The 15,466-nt window shown below is 69.4% G+C and carries 14 protein-coding genes and 1 riboswitch; all 14 genes read left to right on the forward strand.

What is annotated here, in order from left to right:
• The first annotated feature begins 2 nt into the window (after positions 1-2).
• The 14 genes from KS03_RS18015 (at position 3) to ahcY (ending at position 15,401) form a co-directional block, all read left to right on the forward strand.
• Positions 3-974: a CheR family methyltransferase gene (locus tag KS03_RS18015; protein WP_012734286.1), complete on the forward strand. Its 972-nt coding sequence runs from the start codon at positions 3-5 to the stop codon at positions 972-974.
• Positions 971-1,666 (forward strand): chemoreceptor glutamine deamidase CheD, encoded by a 696-nt coding sequence (gene cheD, locus KS03_RS18020; RefSeq protein WP_012734287.1) that lies wholly within the window; start codon positions 971-973, stop codon positions 1,664-1,666. The genes KS03_RS18015 and cheD overlap by 4 nt, the downstream gene beginning before the upstream one ends.
• The gene (locus KS03_RS18025) at positions 1,663-2,739 is read left to right on the forward strand and encodes a protein-glutamate methylesterase/protein-glutamine glutaminase (RefSeq protein ID WP_080569281.1); all 1,077 of its coding nucleotides are present in this window, start codon (positions 1,663-1,665) and stop codon (positions 2,737-2,739) included. The genes cheD and KS03_RS18025 overlap by 4 nt, the downstream gene beginning before the upstream one ends.
• A gap of 39 nt (positions 2,740-2,778) precedes the next feature.
• On the forward strand, positions 2,779-3,174 hold the full coding sequence (gene cheY / locus KS03_RS18030) for a chemotaxis response regulator CheY (protein ID WP_012734289.1): 396 nt from the start codon (positions 2,779-2,781) through the stop codon (positions 3,172-3,174).
• Between the two features lies 1 nt (position 3,175).
• Positions 3,176-3,895 (forward strand): protein phosphatase CheZ, encoded by a 720-nt coding sequence (gene cheZ / locus KS03_RS18035; protein ID WP_012734290.1) that lies wholly within the window; start codon positions 3,176-3,178, stop codon positions 3,893-3,895.
• A gap of 265 nt (positions 3,896-4,160) precedes the next feature.
• Complete coding sequence (locus KS03_RS18040; protein WP_012734291.1) at positions 4,161-4,679, forward strand: DUF2844 domain-containing protein; 519 nt, start codon at positions 4,161-4,163, stop codon at positions 4,677-4,679.
• A 16-nt stretch (positions 4,680-4,695) separates the two neighbouring features.
• Positions 4,696-5,973, forward strand: coding sequence for a DUF3443 domain-containing protein (locus tag KS03_RS18045; RefSeq protein ID WP_012734292.1), 1,278 nt, complete (start codon positions 4,696-4,698; stop codon positions 5,971-5,973).
• 186 nt (positions 5,974-6,159) lie between these two features.
• Entirely contained in the window at positions 6,160-6,690 is a 531-nt protein-coding gene (locus KS03_RS18050) for a VOC family protein (protein ID WP_012734293.1), read from the forward strand.
• A gap of 356 nt (positions 6,691-7,046) precedes the next feature.
• On the forward strand, positions 7,047-8,273 hold the full coding sequence (flhB, locus tag KS03_RS18055; RefSeq protein ID WP_012734294.1) for a flagellar biosynthesis protein FlhB: 1,227 nt from the start codon (positions 7,047-7,049) through the stop codon (positions 8,271-8,273).
• Complete coding sequence (gene flhA / locus KS03_RS18060; RefSeq protein WP_012734295.1) at positions 8,270-10,372, forward strand: flagellar biosynthesis protein FlhA; 2,103 nt, start codon at positions 8,270-8,272, stop codon at positions 10,370-10,372. The genes flhB and flhA overlap by 4 nt, the downstream gene beginning before the upstream one ends.
• Entirely contained in the window at positions 10,369-12,093 is a 1,725-nt protein-coding gene (gene flhF / locus KS03_RS18065) for a flagellar biosynthesis GTPase FlhF (protein WP_012734296.1), read from the forward strand. The genes flhA and flhF overlap by 4 nt, the downstream gene beginning before the upstream one ends.
• On the forward strand, positions 12,086-12,898 hold the full coding sequence (locus tag KS03_RS18070) for a nucleotide-binding protein (protein ID WP_012734297.1): 813 nt from the start codon (positions 12,086-12,088) through the stop codon (positions 12,896-12,898). The genes flhF and KS03_RS18070 overlap by 8 nt, the downstream gene beginning before the upstream one ends.
• Before the next feature lie 25 nt (positions 12,899-12,923).
• Positions 12,924-13,685, forward strand: coding sequence for an RNA polymerase sigma factor FliA (locus tag KS03_RS18075; RefSeq protein ID WP_017433111.1), 762 nt, complete (start codon positions 12,924-12,926; stop codon positions 13,683-13,685).
• Positions 13,686-13,812: 127 nt separating this feature from the next.
• Positions 13,813-13,882, forward strand: a riboswitch (S-adenosyl-L-homocysteine riboswitch).
• Between the two features lie 100 nt (positions 13,883-13,982).
• Complete coding sequence (gene ahcY, locus KS03_RS18080) at positions 13,983-15,401, forward strand: adenosylhomocysteinase (protein ID WP_012734299.1); 1,419 nt, start codon at positions 13,983-13,985, stop codon at positions 15,399-15,401.
• Positions 15,402-15,466 lie beyond the last annotated feature (65 nt).

The following is a 15,466-nucleotide window of genomic DNA, read 5'->3' on the forward strand; positions in this document are numbered from 1 at the left end:
CGATGAACGCCCCCGCCCGCTCCGCATCCCGACTCGAGCTTCCGTCGTCGCCGTCGCGCACGACGGAGGCCGGACGTGATTTCGCCTTCACCGGTGAGGATTTCGCGCGAATCCGCGCGCTGATCCACCGGCGCGCGGGCATCTCGCTGTCCGACCACAAGCGCGACATGGCCTACAGCCGGCTCGCGCGGCGGTTGCGCACGCTCGGCCTCGACAGTTTCCGCGATTATCTCGACCGGCTCGAACGCGACAACGATCCGGTCGAATGGGAGGCGTTCACCAACGCGCTGACCACCAACCTGACCGCGTTCTTCCGCGAGTCGCACCACTTCCCGATCCTCGCGGACTTCGTGAAGACGCGCGCCACGCCGGTGTCGGTCTGGTGCTCGGCGGCTTCCACCGGCGAGGAGCCGTACACGATCGCGATCACGCTGCTCGAGGCGCTCGGCCCGTCGGCGGCGCGCTCGGCGACGATCCTCGCGACCGACCTCGATACCCAGGTGCTCGAGAAGGCGCGCCTGGGCGTCTACACCTTCGACCAGGTCAAGCACCTGTCGCAGGAGCGGCTGCGCCGCTTCTTCCTGAAGGGCACCGGCCCGCAGGCGGGGCGCGTGAAGGTGCGTCCCGAGCTCAAGCAGATGATCCGCTTCGAGCCGCTCAACCTGACCGACGCCGACTACGGCATCAGCGGCCAGAGCTTCGACGCGATCTTCTGCCGCAATGTGATGATTTATTTCGACAAGCCGACCCAGGCCCAGGTGCTGACGCGCTTCGAGCCGCTGCTCAAGCCGGGCGGCCTGCTGTTTGCCGGCCATTCGGAGAATTTCTCCTACGTGACGCAGGCGTTCCGGCTGCGCGGCCAGACCGTCTACGAGCGCACGCGCGACGCGGGGCCGGCCGGCACGGCGCGCGCCCGGCCGCGTCCGTCCGCCGTCGCCGATGCCGCGCCAAGCCTGGCCGGGGAGGACGCATGAGCGCGCCACTGCCGATCGCGAGCAACCACTATTTCGACAACCACTTCGGCCGTCCCGGCGTGAAGCTGTTGCCGAACGAATTCTTCACCACGCGCGAGGACTTGGTGCTGGTCACCGTGCTCGGCTCGTGCGTGGCCGCCTGCCTGCACGACCCGTTCGCGGGGCTCGGCGGCATGAACCACTTCATGCTGCCCGACGACGGCGCCGACGTGCGCGCCACCGCCTCCGACTCGATGCGCTACGGCGCCTATGCGATGGAAGTGCTGATCAACGAACTGATCAAGGCGGGCGGGCGGCGCGAGCGCTTCGAGGCGAAGGTGTTCGGCGGCGCGGCCGTGCTGGCCGGCATGACCACCATCAATATCGGTGACCGCAACGCCGATTTCGTGCGCCGCTACCTGGCGCTCGAGAAGATCCGCATCGCCGCCGAGGATCTGCAGGGCGTGCATCCGCGCAAGGTCGCGTTCATGCCCCGCACGGGCCAGGCGATGGTCAAGAAACTGCGGCTGTCGGTACCCGGCGTGGCGGAGCGCGAAGCCGAGCTCGCCCGCGCGGCGGCCGACGCGAAAGCCGCCCGCGCGCAACGTGCGCGCGCCCATGTCGAACTGTTTTCCGCGCCGGCATCGCCGAAGCCGCGCGTCGAGCTGTTCGGCTCATCGGCTGCGGCCGGAACAAAAAAGCAGGAGGCCTGAGCACCGTGCAGAAAATCAAGGTATTGTGCGTCGACGATTCGGCGCTGATCCGCAGCCTGATGACCGAGATCATCAATGGACAGCCCGACATGACGGTGGTGGCGACCGCGCCGGACCCGCTCGTCGCGCGCGAACTGATCAAGCAGCACAACCCGGACGTACTGACGCTCGACGTCGAGATGCCGCGCATGGACGGGCTCGATTTCCTCGAGCGCCTGATGCGTTTGCGTCCGATGCCGGTGGTGATGGTATCGTCTCTGACCGAGCGCGGCTCCGAAATCACGCTGCGCGCGCTGGAACTCGGCGCGGTTGATTTTGTTACGAAACCGCGGGTCGGGATTCGCGACGGCATGCTCGACTACGCGGAGCTGCTGGCCGATAAGCTGCGCGCCGCGGCGCGTGCGCGCGTGCGGCAGGCGGCGCCGGCCCGGCCGGCCTCCGCGAGCGGCCACGCCAGCGCGCCGCTGGTGAACAATCCGCTCGTCAGTACCGAAAAGCTGCTGATCGTCGGCGCCTCCACGGGCGGCACCGAGGCGATTCGCGAGCTGCTGGTGCCGCTGCCGCCCGACGCGCCCGCGGTGCTGATCGCGCAGCACATGCCGCCCGGTTTCACGAAGTCGTTCGCGCAGCGCCTGAACACGCTGTGCCGGATCGCCGTGAAGGAAGCCGAACACGGCGAGCGGGTGCTGCCCGGACATGCGTACATCGCGCCCGGGCACGCACATTTGTTGCTTGCCCGCAGCGGCGCGAACTACCTCGCGCATCTGTCGGACGAGCCGCCCGTGAACCGGCACCGGCCGTCGGTGGACGTGCTGTTCCGCTCGGCCGCGACGCACGCGGGCAAGAATGCGATCGGCGTGATCCTGACCGGCATGGGCCGCGACGGCGCGGCCGGCCTGCTCGAGATGAAGCGCGCGGGCGCTCACACGTTCGCGCAGGACGAGGCGAGCTGCGTGGTGTTCGGCATGCCGCGCGAGGCGATCGCGCTGGGCGGGGCCGACGAGGTGGTGCCGCTGTCGGAAATGAGTCGGCGCGTGCTGGCCTCGATGGGCGAGCGGGTGCAGCGCGTCTGACGGCGCCGCCGGATGACTGAATTTCGTAGAGGAATGGTGATGGACAAAAACATGAAAATTCTGGTTGTGGACGACTTTCCGACGATGCGCCGGATCGTTCGCAACCTGCTCAAGGAACTTGGCTACGGCAACGTGGACGAGGCCGAGGATGGTGCCGCCGGGCTCGCGCGCCTGAAGGGCGGCGGCTTCGACTTCGTGATCTCGGACTGGAACATGCCGAATCTCGACGGTCTGGCGATGCTCAAGGAGATCCGCGCCGACGCCGCGCTCTCGCACCTGCCGGTGCTGATGGTGACGGCCGAGTCGAAGAAGGAGAACATCATCGCGGCCGCCCAGGCGGGCGCGAGCGGTTACGTCGTGAAGCCGTTCACCGCGGCTACCCTCGACGAGAAGTTGAACAAGATTCTTGAAAAGTTGGCGAAGACGGGGAGCTGAGATGAACAAGCCGATTCATGCTGCGCCGGCTGGCGCGGATTCTCCCGTCGAGCCATCCGCGGATGGCGCGGATCTGACGAGCGACCGGATTCTTGCAAGAATCGGCCAGCTCACCCGCACGCTGCGCGATTCGATGCACGAGCTCGGGCTCGACAAGCACGTCCAGCAGGCCGCCCAGGCGGTGCCCGATGCACGCGACCGGCTGCGCTACGTCGCGGCCATGACCGAACAGGCCGCCGAGCGCGTGCTGACCGCGATCGAGGTCGCCAAGCCGGTGCAGGAGCGCATGCAGACCGAGGCCGAGGCGCTCGACGCCCGCTGGGAGGCCTGGTATCGCGCGCCGATCGAGCGTGCCGAGGTGCGCGAGCTGATGGACGACACGCGTTCGTTCCTCGGCGCGCTGCCCGAGGCGACTTCGGCGACCAATGCCCAGCTGCTCGAAATCATGCTCGCGCAGGATTTCCAGGATCTGACCGGTCAGGTGATCAAGAAGATCATGGACATGGTCTGCATGATCGAGCAGCAGCTGCTCGGCGTGCTGGTCGACAACATCGCGCCGGAGCGCCGCGAGCAGTTCGCCGCGAACGCCGCCGCGCTGGCCGCCGCCGAGGCGGTGCCCGAGGCCCTGCTCAACGGCCCGCAGATCGCGCCCGAAGGCCGGGCCGACGTGGTGCAGGACCAGGCGCAGGTCGACGACCTGCTGGCCAGCCTGGGCTTCTGAGCGAGGCGGCCGGCCCCGGGGCCTCGCGGTCCCGGCCCTCGGCCCCTTGCTGTCGCCGCTGCCGCGCCGCCCCATTTTCGGGCGGCCGGCCGGCGCTTCGTGACCATTGCCTGTTGCGGCCGTTTTCCAGTTGGTTTTTGACTCGCGTCGAAGGCATACTACCGGTCGAACTTCCCGCTGCCGGCCGTCGGCCGGCGAGACGGGCCGGTGCTGGTTCGCGGCGGCCGAGGCACGTGCCGCGGCGTCGCTCAGGAGAGGTGACGGATTGAAATCGATACAGATGCGCGGCCTGGCCGCGAAATGGGCCGTTGGTCTGCTGGCTGCGGGCTGCGCGGCCAGCGCGTTCGCGGAACTCGGCGGGGCGCCCACGCCGCCGCCCGCCGGCGACACCGCCGCCGTGGTGCGCACCCTGTCGCCCACCGTCAACGCGAGCGCCCAGCTCGCCGGTTCGGGCACGGCGGCCCGCGGTGCCTACACGGTGCGCGAGACTAAATTGGGTTCCGGCACCGTGATTCGCGAGTATTTGAACGCGAGCGGCACGGTGTTCGGCCTCGCCTGGCAAGGCCCGACCCGGCCCGATCTGGCGGCGCTGCTCGGCAGCTATCTGCCGCAATACATGTCCGGCGTCGAGGCGTCCCACGCGGCGCACGGCCTGCGCGCGCCGATCACGGTCGATTCCGGCTCGCTGGTGGTCCACGCGGGCGGCCACATGGGCGCCTTCGTCGGCCAGGCCTGGCTGCCGGCGGCGCTGCCGGCCGGTGTGACCGGCAATGATATCCAGTGACCCCGGGGGCTCCATCTTGCGTACCTCATCGAATCCTCTTCGCTGGCTCGGCGCGCTGAGCCTGGTGGCGATCACGGCGCTGCTGGTGGCCTGCGGCGGCGGCGACGGCGGCAGCAGCAGCACCGCCAGCACCGGCAGCGGGCAGTCCACGGCGGGCAGCAGCAGCGGCTCCAGCTCCGGCGGCTCCAGCTCCGGCACCAGCGGCGGCACCGGCAGCAACGGCCAGATGCCGATCATCGTCAACGCGGGCGTGCAGAACGTCGTCAACATGCCGAGCGTGAGCGTCAAGGTGTGCGCGCCCGGCACCGCCACCTGCCAGACCATCGACAACGTGCTGCTCGACACCGCCTCCTACGGGCTGCGCCTCGTCAGCAGCGCCGCCTCCGGCGTGCTCGGCAACCTGCCGGCGCAGAGCGCCTCGAACGGCGGCGCGCTCGCCGAATGCGGGCAGTTCGTGTCGAGCTTCACCTGGGGCTCGGTGCGCCAGGCCGACGTGACCATCGGCGGGCTCACCGCGAGCGCGCTGCCGGTGCAGATCATCGGCGACCTCGGCACCTCGAACGTGCCGAGCAGCTGCTCGAACGGCAGCACCTCGGCGAACACGGTCGCGGCGCTCGGCGCGAACGGCATCCTGGGGGTTGGCCCGGCACCGTTCGATTGCGGCGTCGCGTGCGTGTCGTCGACCACCTTCAGCAACTACTACTCATGCCCCTCGAGCGGCGCCTGCACGGCCACCACGGTGGCGCTGAACGCGCAGGTCGCGAACCCGGTGGCGCGTCTGCCGAGCAACAACAACGGCGTGTCGGTGCAGCTCAACGCACCGAGCGGCGGCATCGCCACCGGCGTGCTCACGCTCGGCGTGCCGGCCGCGCTGCCGAGCGGCGTCACGCGGCTCACCACCACCACCGCGGGCGACCTGACGGGCACGTTCCAGGGCCGCGCGATTTCGGCGGCGTTCTTCGACACCGGCTCGAACGCGTATTTCTTCGACAGCAGCGGCGGCGCCTCGCTGCCGACCTGCAGCCGCAACACCTCGTTCTACTGCCCGAGCGCGAACGTGGACCTGACGGCGACGGTGACCGACGGCACCAACAACCTGAGCGTCGCGTTCACGATCGCCAATGCGCAGACGCTGTTCAACACCGGCGCATACGCGATCGCGAACCTGGGCGGGCCGTTCGGCCAGAATTCGACGCTCGATTTCGGGCTGCCGCATTTCTACGGCCGCACCATCTACTTCGGCATCGACCAGCGCAGCATCGGCGGCACGCAGACGCCGTTCGTCGCGCTCTGAGGCGACGCGGCCCGCGGGCCGCCGCCTGACGAGGGCATGATCGCCCGGCCCGTTGGGCCGGGTGGTCATGCCCTTTTTCATGGCGGGCAGGCCCGGCGCGCGGCGCCTATCATCGGGGTTCGGCCGCGTCGGCGGCACGGCGCCTTGCGCCGTCCGGTCCGGCGCGCGCACACCCGGAGGCACGCGATGCATCAGACGACTGCGACGGCCCTGCCGTCGATCCAGCGAATCACGCCGTTCCTGTGGTTCGATCATGAAGCCGAGGCCGCGGCGAATTTCTATGTGTCGGTGTTCGACGATTCGCGCATCACGCGGATCGCGCGCTACGGCAGGGAAGGCGCCCGCGCGGCCGGCCAGGCGGAGGGCACGGTGATGACGGTGGCGTTCGAGCTGGCCGGGCAGGCCTTCTCGGCGATCAACGGCGGGCCGGTGTTCCGGATCACGCCGGCCGTGTCGTTCGTGGTCAACTGCCGCTCGCAGGACGAGATCGACCGCTACTGGACGAGCCTCGGCGATGGTTGCGACGAGAGCGCCCAGCAATGCGGCTGGCTCAAGGACCGCTTCGGCGTGTCGTGGCAGGTCGTGCCGGTGCAGCTGCCCGTGCTGCTCGGCGAGGCCGACGCGGCGCAGGCGGCCCGCGTGATGGGTGCCTTGATGACGATGAAGAAGCTCGACCTGGCGGCGCTCGAACGCGCTGCGGCTGGACACCAGACATAGGACGGCCAGCGGAGCCGGGCAGGCGCGGCGTCGTCGGCGCGCCGCCGCGGCCGCCGCCGTCGGCACCCGGTTTCATTGGGAGCGGCCGGCCATCTCGTGCCGGCGTCGCGGCCAGGCCCGGCTCCCGGGCTCCCGGGCTCCCATCTGGCGCGCGGTGCCCGGCGCCGCACGGGGCGATCCTGCCGCCACCCGGCTACCCGGCCGACCGCGTCGCGTCGTTTTCACCGCGGCGGCGCACCCCGATCGTCTGAAATACCCCCGTTTCCCCGCTTTCCTCGACCGATCGCCGCTGGCCCTCTCCATCAATAATCGCTGTACTGGAAACGGCATCCCGCCGTCTCCGACCGGAGGCTGCAGTGGCAGAGGACAGCGATCTCGAAAAAACCGAAGATGCCACTCCCCGGCGCCGTGAAAAGGCGCGCGAGGAGGGGCAGGTCGCGCGCTCGCGCGAATTCGCTTCGTTCGCGCTGCTCGCCGCTGGTTTCTATGGAGCCTGGCTGCTGTCCGGTCCGATCGGCGAACATCTGCGTACCATGCTGCGCGGCTCGCTCACGTTCGACCGCGCGAGCGCCTTCGACACCCACCAGATGCTGACGGGCGCCGGCCGCGCGGGCATGGAGGGGCTGTCCGCGATCGCGCCGGTGCTGGCGCTGACCGGCCTGGCCGCGCTCGCGGCGCCGATCGCGCTGGGCGGCTGGCTGCTCTCGACCAAGGCGATCGGCTTCAAGTTCGACCGGCTCGACCCGATCTCGGGCCTGGGCCGGATCTTCTCGCCGCAGGGCGTGATCCAGCTCGGCATGGCGCTGGCCAAGACGGTGATCGTCGGCGGCATCGGCGGCATCGCGATCTGGCGCAGCCACGACGAGATGCTCGGCCTGCTCAACCTGCCGCTGCACGAGGCGCTGGCCGGCACCCTGCACCTGGTGGCGGTGTGCTGCGGCATGACGGTGGCGGGCATGCTGGTGGTGGCCGGCATGGACGTGCCGTACCAGATCTGGCAGTACAACAAGAAGCTGCGCATGACCAAGGAAGAAGTCAAGCGCGAGCACCGCGAGAGCGAGGGCGATCCGCACGTGAAGGGCCGGATTCGCCAGCAGCAGCGCGCGATGGCGCGCCGCCGGATGATGGCCAACGTGCCGAAGGCCGACGTGGTGGTCACCAACCCGACCCACTTCGCGGTCGCGCTGCGCTATACCGACGGCGAGATGCGTGCCCCGAAGGTGATCGCCAAGGGCGTGAACCTGGTGGCCCTGCGCATCCGCGAACTGGCCGAGGAGCACCGCGTGCCGATTCTCGAGGCGCCGCCGCTCGCGCGCGCCCTGTATCACAACGTGGACCTCGAGCGCGAGATCCCGGGCTCGCTCTATTCGGCCGTCGCCGAAGTGCTGGCATGGGTCTACCAGCTCAAGCGCTTTCGCAGCGAGGGCGGGGCGTTCCCGGCCGAGCCGGTCGACCTGGACGTGCCGCCCGAGCTCGACAAGGGCGCCGAGATCGACGACGAGGACGAATTGCAGGAAGCCGCCGAGGTACTCGGCACACCCGCGGCGGGCCGCGGCGCACGTAACGAAGGAGATGTCGCATGAGCACGCCGTCCGGGCTGTCGACCAAGCTCGCGGGGCGCTTCGACGCCGCCAATCTGCGCGCGCTGGCCGGGCCGATCCTGATCTGCATGATCCTCGGCATGATGATCCTGCCGCTGCCGCCGATGCTGCTGGATCTGCTGTTCACGTTCAACATCGCGCTGTCGGTGATGGTGCTGCTGGTCAGCATGTACACCATGAAGCCGCTCGATTTCGCGGCGTTCCCGAGCGTGCTGCTGTTCTCCACGCTGCTGCGGTTGTCGCTGAACGTGGCCTCCACGCGCGTGGTGCTGCTCGAGGGCCACACCGGCCCCGACGCGGCCGGCCAGGTGATCGAGGCGTTCGGCCACTTCCTGGTGGGCGGCAATTTCGCGGTCGGCATCGTCGTGTTCGTGATCCTGATGATCATCAACTTCACGGTGATCACCAAGGGCGCGGGGCGGATCGCCGAAGTGTCGGCGCGCTTCACGCTCGACGCGATGCCCGGCAAGCAGATGGCGATCGACGCCGACCTCAACGCCGGCCTCATCAACGAGGAGCAGGCGCGCAAGCGGCGCGTGTCGGTGGCACAGGAAGCCGAGTTCTACGGCTCGATGGACGGCGCCTCGAAGTTCGTGCGCGGCGATGCGATCGCGGGCCTCGTCATCATGGCGATCAACGTGATCGGCGGGCTGATCGTGGGCATCGTGCAGCACGACATGAGCTTCGCCGCGGCCGGCAAGAACTACACGCTGCTGACCATCGGCGACGGCCTGGTCGCGCAGATCCCGTCGCTGGTGATCTCGACCGCGGCCGGCGTGATCGTCTCGCGGGTGGCCACCGACGAGGACATCGGCACGCAGATCACGGGCCAGCTGTTCGCCAACCCGCGCGTGCTGACCATCACCGGCACCATCATCGTGCTGATGGGCCTGATCCCGAACATGCCCCACTTCGCGTTCCTGCTGCTCGGCGGCGGCGCGATCTGGATGGCGCGCACCATGCGCCGCCGCGAGGCCGCCCGTCAAGCGATGGGCGCGGTCAGCGAGATCGCCCCGCCCGCGGCGCTGCCGGCCGACAGCCACGAAGCGACCTGGGAAGACGTCACGCTGATCGATCCGCTCGGGCTCGAGGTCGGCTACCGGCTGATCCCGCTCGTCGAGGCCGGCGGCGACGGCGAGCTGCTCAAGCGGATCAAGAGCATCCGCAAGAAGTTCGCGCAGGAAATCGGCTTCCTGCCGCCGGTGATCCATATCCGCGACAACCTCGAGCTGCGCCCCAACGGCTACCGGATCGCGCTCAAGGGCGTGGAAGTCGGCACCGGCGAGGCCTATCCGGGCCAGTGGCTCGCGATCAACCCGGGCCAGGTCACGGCCGCGCTGCCCGGCGCGCAGACGCGCGACCCGGCGTTCGGGCTGCCGGCCGTCTGGATCGACGTGTCGCAGCGCGAGCAGGCGCAGGTGTACGGCTACACGGTGGTGGACGCCAGCACCGTGGTGGCGACCCACCTGAACCACCTGGTGGTGCAGCACGCCGCCGAGCTGCTCGGCCGCCAGGAAGTGCAGGCGCTGCTGGAGCGCACCGGCCGCGATGCGCCGTCGCTGATCGAGGATCTGGTGCCGAAGACGGTGTCGCTGACCACGCTGCAGCGGGTGCTGCAGAACCTGCTCGAGGAAGGCGTGCCGATCCGCGACATGCGCACCATCATCGAGGCGGTCTCCGAGCAGGCCGGCCGCATCACCGATCCCTACGACCTGACCGCGGCCGTGCGGCTCGCGCTCGGCCGCGCGATCACCCAGCAGTGGTATCCGGGCTCGGGTGAGATGCAGGTGATGGGACTCGATTCGAATCTCGAGCGCGTGCTGTCGCAGGCGCTCGCCACCGGCGCGAACCCGGGCCTCGAGCCCGGACTCGCGCAGACGCTGCTGATGGGCACGCAAGAAGCGATGCTGCGGCAGCAGAACATGGGGCTGCCGCCCGTGCTGCTGGTGCAGCACGCGCTGCGCGCGATGCTCGCGCGCTTCCTGCGCCGCAGCCTGCCGCAATTGAAGGTGCTGTCTTACGCCGAAGTGCCGGAGACACGCACGATCAAAGTCACGAACGTCATCGGGGGTAACGCTTGAACATCCGCAAATTCACCGGCCCAACGAGCCGCGACGCGCTGCGTCTGGTGCGTGAGGCGCTCGGCGGCGATGCCGTCGTGCTGTCGAACCGCACGCTTGACGACGGCTCGGTCGAAATCGTCGCCCTCGCGGACGCCGAACTCGCCGCGCTGTCGCCGAAGTCGCCCATCGCCGCCGCCGGCAGCATGCGCGCCTTGCCGCCCGCGAGCCGTCCGGCTAGCGCCGTGACGGGCATGCCGCGCGCCGCCGCGCCGAACAATCCGTATGCCTCGGGCGGCCTGCCCGACGTGTTCTCGTCGGTGTTCGGCGCGAGCGCCGAGCCGGCGGGTGCATTCGACGCCGACGACGAGCTGCTCGACGACGGCGAAGCGCCGGCCGCCACCGTGGCCGCCGCGCCGGTGCAGGACGAGCCGGCCGCGTCCTCGGCCCCCGCGCCGTGGCTCGTCGAGCACGCGCGCCGCCTGACGCGCCAGCACGAGGCGCTGGTCTCGCCGGCGCCGCGCGCCGAGGCGTCGCCGGGCGCCGCGAGCCCGATCGCGCCGGCCGCGCGCAACGACGGCGAGCCGCCCGAGTGGGCGCGCGACATCGTGCGCAACGTGGCCGCGCGCCAGTCCGCCGAGGCGAGCGCCGCGCGCGCCACCGCCGCGGCCGCCGCCGCGCCGAAGCAGGCGGAACGCGCCGGCGCGTCGGCCGCCACGCTGGCCGACGAGGTCAACGCGCGCATCGAGCGCATCGTCAACGAAACGGTGATGCACGAGCTGAGCGCGATGCGCGGCATGATGGAGGAGCAGTTCGCCGGCCTGATGTGGAACGACCGCCAGCGCCGCACGCCGCTGCACGGCGCGCTGACCAAGCGGCTGTTCGCGGCCGGCTTCTCGGCCCAGCTGGTGCGCACGGTGGTCGACAACCTGCCGGCCGGGGTCTCGGCGGGCAGCTTCGAAGGCGCCTGCGACTGGGCCGAATCGGTGCTGGCCGGCAACCTGCCGGTGCTCGACAGCGAGGACGCGCTGATGGAGCGCGGCGGCGTGTTCGCGCTGATGGGGCCGACCGGCGTGGGCAAGACCACCACCACGGCGAAGCTGGCCGCGCGCTGCGTGATGCGCTTCGGCGCCAGCAAGGTCGCGCTGCTGACCACCGACAGCTACCGGATCGGCGGCCACGAGCAGCTGCGCATCTTCGGCCGGATCCTCGGCGTGCCGGTGCATGCCGTGAAGGACGGCGGCGACCTGCAGCTGGCGCTCTCCGAGCTGCGCAACAAGCACATCGTGCTGATCGACACGATCGGCATGAGCCAGCGCGATCGCACCGTCTCCGACCAGATCGCGATGCTGCAGGGCGCCGACGCGCGCGTGCAGCGCCTGCTGCTGCTCGCGGCCACCAGCCACGGCGACACGCTCAACGAGGTGGTGCAGGCCTATCGCGGCTCCGACCAGCCCGATCTGGCCGGCTGCATCCTGACCAAGCTCGACGAGGCCACCAACCTCGGCGGCGTGCTCGACACCGTGATCCGCTACCAGCTGCCGGTGCATTACGTGTCGACCGGCCAGAAGGTGCCGGAGAACTTATACGTGGCAACGCGCAAGTTCCTGCTCAAGAGCGCGTTCTGTGTACCGCGAGACGGCTCGCCGTTCGTGCCGCTCGAAGACGATCTGCCCGGCATGCTGTCCGCCCTGGCTGGCGGCCGTCCGGGTTCCGGACATCACGAGGTCTACTTTGGATAAACGAATCACCGATCAGGCTGAAGGACTGCGGCGGCTGCTGGCCGGCCGCGCGAACCGGATCGTCGCGGTGACGGGCGGCCCCGTCGGGGTCGGCTGCACCTCGGCCGTCGTCAACCTGGCCGCCGCGCTCGCCGCGCTCGGCAAGGAAGTGCTCGTCGTCGACGAGCGCAACGACGCCAATTCGGCCGCCGCGACGCTCGGCAGCGCCCGGTTGCGCAGCGGCAACGCGGTGCGTCACGAAGCCGGCTTTTCCCTGTGCGTCGCCGCCGACCTCGCGCGCGACGGCTACGACGATGAACGCCTTGCCGCCTATCTGGAAGGCGCGGCCGACATCGTGCTCGTCGACGCTCAGCGCGACGCGAACGGCGCGCTCTCTGCTCTTGCGCGTGCCGCTCACGACGTGCTGATCGTGACGCGCGTGGCCGGCTCCGCGATCACCGAGGCCTATGCCTGCATGAAGCGGCTCCATTACGCGCACGCGCTCGCGCAGTTCCGCGTGCTGGTCAACCACGTGCAGAGCGAGTCCGACGCGCGCGCCGCCTACGAGAATCTGGCGGGCGTGGCAGGCCGCTATCTGACGGTCGCGCTGGCCGAGGGCGGCTACGTGAGCGCCGATCCGCTGGTGCCGCGCGCACGCGAACTCGTGCACACCGTGGTCGATGCGTTTCCGTCGTCAGCCGCCGCGCGCGACTACCGGCAGATCGCCTCAGACCTGCTGTACTGGCCGATGCGTCCGACGAATCCCGCCGGACGGGCCTTCGCCGGACATCCGGCCGTCGAACGGGGCGCGGCGCACGCCGTTTGACCCAAGGGCACTCAGGAGGGAGCCGATGTACAACGCTCAAGGAAAGCTGTCCACGTCCGCGATGGGCGAGGGCGGGATGGGGCAGGCCGAGGTGCTCGCGAAATATGCGCCGCTGGTGCGCCGGCTCGGCCTGCAGCTGGTCGCGAAAATGCCTGCGAGCGTCGATCTCGACGACCTGATCCAGGCCGGCATGATCGGCCTGCTCGATGCGGCGAGCCGCTACAAGGAGGATCAGGGCGCGCAGTTCGAGACCTATGCGACGCAGCGCATCCGCGGCGCGATGCTCGACGAGCTGCGCAGCAACGATTGGCTGCCGCGCAGCCTGCGCAAGACCTCGCGCGAGGTCGAGCAGGCCATTCATCAGGTCGAGCAGCGGCTCGGGCGCTCGGCCAACGAGAGCGAGGTCGCCACCCACCTGGAGATGCCGCTCGACGATTACCAGGCGATGCTGCAGGACCTGCACGGCAGCCAGCTGATCTACTACGAGGATTTCGACCGTTCGGCCGACGACGAGCCGTTCCTCGACCGCTACCGCGTCGACCACTCCGACCCGCTGTCCGCGCTGCTCGACGAGCATCTGCGCGCGGCGCTGGTGGAGGCGATCGACCGCCTGCCCGAGCGCGAGAAGCTGCTGATGTCGCTCTACTACGAGCGCGGCCTGAACCTGCGCGAGATCGGCGCCGTGCTCGAGGTCAGCGAGTCGCGCGTGTGCCAGCTCCACAGCCAGGCCGTGGCGCGCCTGCGCGCGCGGCTGCGCGAGCAGGCCTGGGTGGGAGCCGAACACTGAGAGGACGCGCGTAGAGGACGCGCGTGCCGGTGCGCCTCGGAAATTCGGCTCCGATCCGTAATCGGCCCACCAGCCTTCTGCGAAGCGCGCGGGAATTCTTCTCGACACTTTGCTACAATCCTTGCTCGTTTCCGAGGAGCGTTGCGACGGGCACCGGCCCGCCAGGCTCGGAAATCTTCACCAGGCGGTGGCCCGCCCGGCGCGCAGCGCGGATCGCACGATTCGCCGCGCCGGCTGGGCTTGCCGCTTTCTGAACGGCGCTCACGTCACCAATCTTTGATTAGAAAGGAGGGCGTGATGAACGCCGTTATCGACCCGAAAGCTTCCCAGGACTACGTCGTCGCCGATCTCTCGCTGGCCGCTTGGGGCCGCAAGGAACTGACCATCGCCGAGACCGAGATGCCCGGCCTGATGCAGATCCGCGACGAGTACCAGGCCGCGCAGCCGCTCAAGGGAGCGCGCATCGCCGGCTCGCTGCACATGACGATCCAGACCGGCGTGCTGATCGAGACGCTCAAGGCGCTCGGCGCCGACGTGCGCTGGGCCTCGTGCAACATCTTCTCGACGCAGGATCACGCGGCCGCCGCGATCGTCGAGGCCGGCACGCCGGTGTTCGCGTTCAAGGGCGAGTCGCTCGACCAGTACTGGGAGTACTCGCACCGCATCTTCGAATGGCCGAACGGCGAGTTCGCCAACATGATCCTCGACGACGGCGGCGACGCGACGCTGCTGCTGATCCTCGGCGCCAAGGCCGAGAAGGATCGCTCGGTGATCGCCAAGCCGACCAACGAGGAGGAAGTCGCGCTGTACAAGTCGATCGCCGCGCACCTCGACGTGGACGGCCAGTGGTATTCGAAGCGTCTCGCCCACATCAAGGGCGTGACGGAAGAGACCACCACCGGCGTGCATCGCCTGTACCAGATGGAAAAGGACGGCCGCCTGCCGTTCCCGGCCTTCAACGTCAACGACTCGGTCACCAAGTCGAAGTTCGACAACCTGTACGGCTGCCGCGAGTCGCTCGTCGACGGCATCAAGCGCGCCACCGACGTGATGATCGCGGGCAAGATCGCGGTGGTGGCCGGCTACGGCGACGTGGGCAAAGGCTGCGCGCAGTCGCTGCGCGGCCTCGGCGCCACGGTGTGGGTCACCGAAATCGATCCGATCTGCGCGCTGCAGGCGGCGATGGAAGGCTACCGCGTGGTGACCATGGAATACGCGGCCGACAAGGCCGACATCTTCGTGACGGCCACCGGCAACTTCCACGTGATCGGCCATGACCACATGAAGGCGATGCGCCACAACGCGATCGTCTGCAACATCGGCCACTTCGACTCGGAAATCGACGTCGCGTCGACGCGCCAGTACCAGTGGGAAAACATCAAGCCGCAGGTCGACCACATCATTTTCCCGGACGGCAAGCGCGTGATCCTGCTGGCCGAAGGCCGCCTCGTGAACCTCGGCTGCGCGACCGGCCATCCGTCGTTCGTGATGTCGAACTCGTTCGCCAACCAGACGCTCGCGCAGATCGAACTGTTCGTGCGCGGCGAGCAGTACGAGAACAAGGTGTACGTGCTGCCGAAGCACCTGGACGAGAAGGTCGCCCGCCTGCACCTGGCGCGCATCGGCGCGAACCTGACGGTGCTCTCGCCCGAGCAGGCGTCGTACATCGGCGTGTCGCAGGACGGTCCGTTCAAGCCGAACCACTACCGTTACTGATCCCGTATCCGGCGCCTCGCGCCGGATACGGACGTGTCGCGCGCCGCGCCCTGCCGGCACGGCGC

Origin of the sequence: Burkholderia glumae LMG 2196 = ATCC 33617 (genome assembly GCF_000960995.1) — a bacterium.
Classification (GTDB): domain Bacteria; phylum Pseudomonadota; class Gammaproteobacteria; order Burkholderiales; family Burkholderiaceae; genus Burkholderia; species Burkholderia glumae.

Bases quoted from the DNA above. Each gene is read 5' to 3' on its own strand.
- KS03_RS18015 (WP_012734286.1), top strand. From the start codon at position 3: ATGAACGCCCCCGCCCGCTCCGCATCCCGACTCGAGCTTCCGTCGTCG.
- cheD (WP_012734287.1), top strand. From the start codon at position 971: ATGAGCGCGCCACTGCCGATCGCGAGCAACCACTATTTCGACAACCAC.
- cheY (WP_012734289.1), top strand. From the start codon at position 2,779: ATGGACAAAAACATGAAAATTCTGGTTGTGGACGACTTTCCGACGATG.
- cheZ (WP_012734290.1), top strand. From the start codon at position 3,176: ATGAACAAGCCGATTCATGCTGCGCCGGCTGGCGCGGATTCTCCCGTC.
- KS03_RS18050 (WP_012734293.1), top strand. From the start codon at position 6,160: ATGCATCAGACGACTGCGACGGCCCTGCCGTCGATCCAGCGAATCACG.
- flhA (WP_012734295.1), top strand. From the start codon at position 8,270: ATGAGCACGCCGTCCGGGCTGTCGACCAAGCTCGCGGGGCGCTTCGAC.
- KS03_RS18075 (WP_017433111.1), top strand. From the start codon at position 12,924: ATGTACAACGCTCAAGGAAAGCTGTCCACGTCCGCGATGGGCGAGGGC.
- ahcY (WP_012734299.1), top strand. From the start codon at position 13,983: ATGAACGCCGTTATCGACCCGAAAGCTTCCCAGGACTACGTCGTCGCC.